Here is a 4106-nt window from a genome sequence, read left to right as displayed (position 1 = left end):
CAGCGCATCACCCCCTCGGCCGACAACCGCCGCTCCAGCACCCGCATGGCCTCCCCGTCACCGGCGACGGTGACCACCCGGGGCCCGTTGACCGCCGCGATCGAGATCCGATCCAGCAAGCCCTCGGCGACCAGGGCCGCGCGCACCTGCTCCACCGGCGCCATCACCGACAGCATCACCCCATGCCCGGACAACCGTTCACCGATCAGGCGGCTGCGCAACGCCACCACCCGCGCACCGTCCTGCACCGACAGACCACCGGCCACCACCGCCGCCGCGATCTCCCCCTGCGAATGCCCCACCACCGCATCCGGACGAACCCCCAGCGACTCCCACACCGCCGCCAGCGACACCATCACCGCGAACGACACCGGCTGGACCACATCCACCCGATCCAGCCCCGGAGCACCCTCCACACCCCGCACCACATCCAGCAACGACCAGTCCACGAACGGCTCCAACGCCGCCGCACACTCCGCCATCCGCCCGGCGAACACCGCCGACTCCTCCAAAAGCCGCGCGCCCATGCCCACCCACTGCGCCCCCTGACCCGGGAACACCCACACCGACTTCCCATCCACATCGGCCACACCCGCGACCACACCGGGCAGCGACTCACCCGCGCTCAGCGCACCGACACCCGCCAGCAGCCCCTCACGATCCCCGCCGACCACCACCGCACGGTGGTCGAACAGCGACCGCGACGACACCAGCGACGACCCCACATCCGCCAGACCCAGCTCAGCCCGGGTCTGCAGGTACGCCGTCAATCGACCGGCCTGTGCCCGCACCGCGTCAGCCGTACGGGCCGAGATCACCCAAGGCAGCACACCGCCTGCCGGACCGGCAGGCTCGTCGACCGCCGGCATCGCCGCCTCCGGCCCCTGCTCCAGGATCAGGTGCGCGTTGGTACCGCTGATCCCGAACGACGACACAGCCGCCCGGCGCGGACGACCGGTCCCCGGCCACTCGGCCGGTTCGGTCAGCAGCTCCACCGCGCCCGAGGCCCAGTCCACATGCGACGACGGCTCGTCCACATGCAGCGTCCGGGGCAGCATCCCGTGCCGGAGAGCCATGACCATCTTGATCACACCGGCCACACCCGCCGCGGCCTGGGTGTGCCCGATGTTCGACTTGATCGACCCCAGCAGCAACGGCCGGTCCTCCGGCCGGTCCTGGCCGTAGGTCGCCAGCAGCGCCTGCGCCTCGATCGGGTCACCCAGCATGGTGCCGGTCCCGTGCGCCTCGACCGCGTCCACCTCGGCAGGGGACAGCCCGGCGACGGCCAGTGCCTTGCGGATCACCCGCCGCTGAGAGGGGCCGTTCGGCGCGGTCAGCCCATTGGACGCGCCGTCCTGGTTGATCGCCGATCCGCGGACGAGCGCGAGCACCTGGTGGCCGTTGCGCCGCGCGTCCGACAGCCGCTCCAGCATCACCAGACCGACACCCTCGGACCATCCGATGCCGTCCGCCGAGTCGGAGAACGCCTTGCAGCGCGCATCCGGTGCCAGCCCGCCCTGCTCACCGAGCTCCCCGAACGCCGCGAGAGTCGATATGACGGTGACACCGCCGGCCACCGCGAGCGAGCACTCCCCGTTACGCAGGGCCTGGGCCGCCATGTGGATGGTCACCAGTGACGACGAGCACGCGGTGTCCACCGTCACCGCCGGGCCCTCCAGGCCCAGGGTGTACGAAATCCGGCCGGAGGCCACGCTGGCCAACTGCCCGGTCATGATGTGACCGCGAGACTCCTCCCCAGGCATGTAGCCCGAGCCGACGGAACCGATGAACACGCCGGTGTCGCTGCCCCGCAACGAGTCCGGATCGATGCCGGCACCTTCGAGGACCTCCCAGGCGGCCTCCAGCAGCAGCCGCTGCTGCGGATCCATCGCCAGCGCCTCACGCGGGGAGATCCTGAAGAACTCCGCGTCGAACTCGGGCGCGTCGAAGACGAACCCGCCCTTCAGGTCGAGGTCCCCATGGACCTGCCAGCCGCGGTCGGTCGGCAGCGGGGTGATGGCGTCCTGCCCCTCGATGACCAGCCGCCACAGATCCTCCGGGGAGTTCACCCCGCCGGGATAACGGCAGGCCATCGAGACGATGGCGATCGGGTCGTCCCCGACCGAGACCGTGGCCACCGGCAGAATGGCGTCGCCGTGCGCGCCGAACACCTCGCTCAGCAGGTACTCACCGAGCACGGTGGGGGTGGGGTAGTCGAAGACGAGGGTGGAGGGCAGGCGCAGCCCGGTGGCCGCGTTGAGCCGGTTGCGCAGCTCGATCGCGGTCAGCGAGTCGAAGCCCAGCTCACGGAACTCCCGGCGAACCTGCACCGCCTCCAGCGAGGGATGCCCGAGGACCGCGGCGGCCTGAGCCCGGACCAGATCGACCACGAACCGGGTCCGGTCGGCCTGCGTCAGTCCGGCCAACTGCCGCAGCAGTGCACCCTCGCCGGGGGCGGGCGCCGACGCGGCCGTACGACGGGTGCCGCGCACCAGACCGCGCAGCAGCGGCGGGACCTGCTGAGCGGGCATCGCCGGCAGGTTCAGCCGCACCGGGACCACGAGCGGTGAGTCCGAGCCGATGGCCGCGTCGAGCAGGGCCAGTCCCTGCTCGGTGGTGATCGGCGGCAGCCCGGCGGCGGTCATCCGCTGCACATCGGCCTGTGACATGTCCCCGGTCATCCCGGTGGCCTGCGCCCACAGTCCCCAGGCCAGCGACAACCCCGGCAACCCCAGCGCCCGGCGCCGCGCCATCAACGCGTCCAGCCAGGCGTTGGCCGCCGCGTAGTTGCCCTGCCCGGCGTTGCCCATCAGCCCGGCCAGCGAGGAGAACACCACGAACCCGGCCAGATCCATCTCCTGGGTCAGCTCGTGCAGATGCCAGGCGGCGTCCACCTTCGGCCGCAACACCGACTCCAGCCGCTCCGGCGTCAGCGAGGCGATCGTCCCGTCATCGAGGAGCCCGGCCGTGTGCACCACCGCGGTCAGCGGATGTTCGGCATCGACCTGCGCCAGCAGCGCCGCCACCTGATCCCGATCCGCCATGTCGCACGCCGCGACCGTGACCTCGACCCCGTGCGCGATCAGCTCGGCCCGCAACTCCACCGCACCCGGAGCCTCCAGACCCCGGCGGCTGGCCAGCAGCAGATGCCGCATTCCGTGCTCGGCCACCAGATGCCGGGCCACCTCCGCACCCAGACCACCGGTACCACCGGTGATCAACACCGTGCCCTCCGGCTCCCAGCGCCGGGGCATGGTCAGCACGATCTTGCCCGTGTGCCTGGCCTGACTCATGAACCGGAACGCCTCCCGGCCCCGGCGCACATCCCACGCCGTCACCGGCAACGGCCGCAACTCACCAGCGGCGAACAGCTCCATCAACTCGGCCAGAATCTGCCGCAGCCGCTCGGGCCCGGCGTCCAGCACGTCGAACCAGTGATACTCCAGCCCCGGGAAGCGGTCCTGCTCGCGGATGTCGAGCTTGCCCATCTCGATGAACCGGCCGCCCGGGCGCAGCAGTCGTGCCGAGGCGTCGATGAACTCCCCGGTCAGCGAGTTGAGCACCACATCGATACCCCGATCACCGCACACCTGGGAGAACTGCTGCTCGAACTCCAGGGTGCGCGAGGAGGCGATGTGATCGTCCGGGATGCCCAGCGAACGCAGAACGTCCCACTTGGCCGGGCTGGCCGTGGCGAACACCTCGACCCCCAGGCGCTGGGCCAGCTGGATCGCGGCCATCCCGGTCCCACCGGTGCCCGCGTGCACCAGCAGCGACTCCCCCTCCCGCAGCCCGGCCAGATCCATCAGCCCGTAGTAGGTGGTGAGGAACGCCACCGGAATCGTCGCCGCCTGCTCGAAGGAGACCCCGTCGGGGATCTTGGTCACCCCACCGGCACCGGTGACCACCACCGGGCCGAAGCCACCTTCGGTCAGACCGACCACCCGATCTCCCGGACGCAGGTCGTCGACCCCGGGGCCGACCTCCAGCACCACGCCGGCGGCCTCACCGCCCATCAGGCCGACCCTGTCCTGGAACCAGCCCAGCGCGTTCAACCCGTCCAGCAGGTCCCGGAAGTTCACCCCCGCCGCACGCACCGCCACCCG

The 4106-nt window shown here is 71.3% G+C and carries 1 protein-coding gene; it reads right to left on the bottom strand.

Going from position 1 to position 4106, the window contains the following annotated elements:
- A partial coding sequence (locus ABT130_RS47145; protein ID WP_350966431.1) for a type I polyketide synthase occupies positions 1 to 4106 on the bottom strand: 4106 nt, incomplete at both ends.

The sequence above is a fragment of the Streptosporangium sp. NPDC001681 genome (genome assembly GCF_040298085.1).
In the GTDB taxonomy this organism is placed as follows: domain Bacteria; phylum Actinomycetota; class Actinomycetes; order Streptosporangiales; family Streptosporangiaceae; genus Streptosporangium.
Note: the sequence above shows the minus strand (reverse complement) of the source record. Positions and strands in the feature narration are given on the sequence as shown.